Source organism: Streptomyces sp. HSW2009 (genome assembly GCF_040240285.1).
Taxonomy (GTDB): Bacteria; Actinomycetota; Actinomycetes; order Streptomycetales; family Streptomycetaceae; genus Streptomyces.
The window spans coordinates 1-1,835 of record NZ_JBEHZD010000915.1 but is presented as its reverse complement, the minus strand read 5'-3'; the positions used below and the strand labels follow the sequence as shown (position 1 = coordinate 1,835).

The 1,835-nt window shown below is 80.6% G+C and carries 2 protein-coding genes; both read left to right on the top strand.

Annotation, left to right across the window (positions count from 1 at the left end):
• Window positions 1–351: 351 nt before the first annotated feature.
• Window positions 352–1,611 carry a hypothetical protein gene (locus AAHZ94_RS33520; protein ID WP_349997468.1) on the top strand — a complete coding sequence of 420 codons (1,260 nt, stop codon included), beginning with the start codon at window positions 352–354 and terminating at the stop codon, window positions 1,609–1,611.
• Between the two features lie 21 nt (window positions 1,612–1,632).
• Window positions 1,633–1,791 carry a hypothetical protein gene (locus AAHZ94_RS33515; RefSeq protein ID WP_349997467.1) on the top strand — a complete coding sequence of 53 codons (159 nt, stop codon included), beginning with the start codon at window positions 1,633–1,635 and terminating at the stop codon, window positions 1,789–1,791.
• The last annotated feature ends 44 nt before the right edge of the window (window positions 1,792–1,835 follow it).

The window sequence follows — 1,835 nt, the reverse complement described above, 5'->3', positions numbered from 1 at the left end:
CCCCCCCCCCCCCCCCCCCCCCCCGGCCCGCCCCCCCCCCGCCCCCCCCCGGGGGGGGCCCCCCCGCGGGGGGGGGGGCCCGCCCCGGGCCCCGCCCCCCCGCCGCGGGCGGGCGGGGGCCCTCCCCCGGCGGGCGATGCGCCGACCGTGCCGACGCCGACCGTGCACCTCTCCGGCTTGCGTGGGGAGAAGGCGGCGCGGAACGCGACGGAGCCGGTGCGCGAACCGGAGAGTGAGCAGTCGAGCGGGTCGGGGCGGCGGTCGGCGGGTGGCCGGGAGGCCGCTGCGACGGATGCGCCTGCCGCTGGTTCTGCGGGGACTGGGGCTGAGGGCGGGGCGTCCGGTTCGGCCGTGTCGACTGGTTCGGCCGGGTCGGGCGAGTCCGCGCGGGCGGACGAGGCCGGTGCGACGGCTGAGACGACCGGCGAGGGGGTCACGGCGACTGGTCCAGGTACTGGTTCGATCGAGGGCACCGCGGGCCGTACGGGCGCCCGCGCGCGTGAGGCCACGGGCACGGGCGCCGGCCCCGACGCGACGGACACGGTGGAGACGCCGCGGGTGGACCCGCGGGTGCCGCGCGCGGAGGCCGCCGCTCCGCGTGCCACGACCGACCTGGACGACGCGACGTGGCTGCTGCCGCGCGTACGCCCCGACGAGCCTGCCCCCGCGCGCGATGCGGACGAGGCGCGCCCTGTCGCAGCCGCGCGGGACACCAGGGGCGCCGAGGACTCCGACGAGACGCAGGTGACCACCGGGGCACGGCAGTCCGATGAGGCGTCGGATGCGCGCGAGGCAGACGAGCGACAGGAGCAGGCCCGGGAGGCGCGCGAGGCGCGCGCGCCCGAGCGGGCGGCCGGCGACTGGGACGGGGAGGAGACCACGCAGCTCCCGACGCCGTCCCGGGCGGACGCACCCGCGCCGGAGGACGCCGCGAAGGGCGCGCAGGCGGATGCCGCTGCGGGCGCCACGGATGAGACGACCGTGCTGCCGCGGCTGGGCGCGGAGGAGACGACCGTCCTGCCCGTGCAGGGCTCCGACGAAACCGCCGTTCTGCCGGTGCTGGGCGCGGACGCACCGGAGCGGCGTACCGACCGCCCCGCGGACCCCGCCGACCGCGTGCCGGCATGGCTGTTCCGCCCCGAGTCCGCGACCGATGCGCCCCGCCCGCTCGTTGCGGATTCGGGCAACGAGCGCACCCGCGAGCTGCCGAAGTACGACCCGACGCGGGCCGAAGCCGGCCGGGCCACCGAGCCCGACCCGTACGAGCAGTCGGCGGACGCGGGCCAGGCCGGGCGGTCGGGCGCATCGCGTTCCGGGCGCCCGCGGCCCCGCCCCGAGTGGGCCGAGGAGACCCCGTTGGACGACCTGCCGTCCCTGGCCGACGAACTGCTCGGCCCGCACGACGGCCCCGACGGCGGCTACGACGTCCACTACGGCACCCCGCACCAGGCCGGTTACGGCAGCGGCGGCCACGACCCGGCCCCCGAGACACCGCGGGCGCCGCAGCAGCCGGGCCCCGACGGAAGCAGCGGTTCCGACAGCTCTGGCGGATCGGGTGGTTCCGGGAGCGCGCCGCGCACCGGCCGCAAGGGCTGGGGCCGCAAGCGCTGATCCGCTGAATCGACCAGCCACATGTGGGGGGGGGGGGGGGGGGGGGCGCGGGGGGGGCGGGGGGGGGGGGGGGGGGGGGGGGGGGGGGGGGGGGGGGGGGGCGCGGGGGGCGGCGGGGGGGCGGGGTCGGGCGGGGGGGGGCGGGGCGGCGGGGGGGCCCGTGGCCGGTGCGACGGCTGAGACGACCGGCGAGGGGGTCACGGCGACTGGTCCAGGTACTGGTT

Coding starts and splice junctions, on each gene's coding strand:
- AAHZ94_RS33515 (WP_349997467.1), top strand. CDS start 1,633: ATGTGGGGGGGGGGGGGGGGGGGGGCGCGGGGGGGGCGGGGGGGGGGG.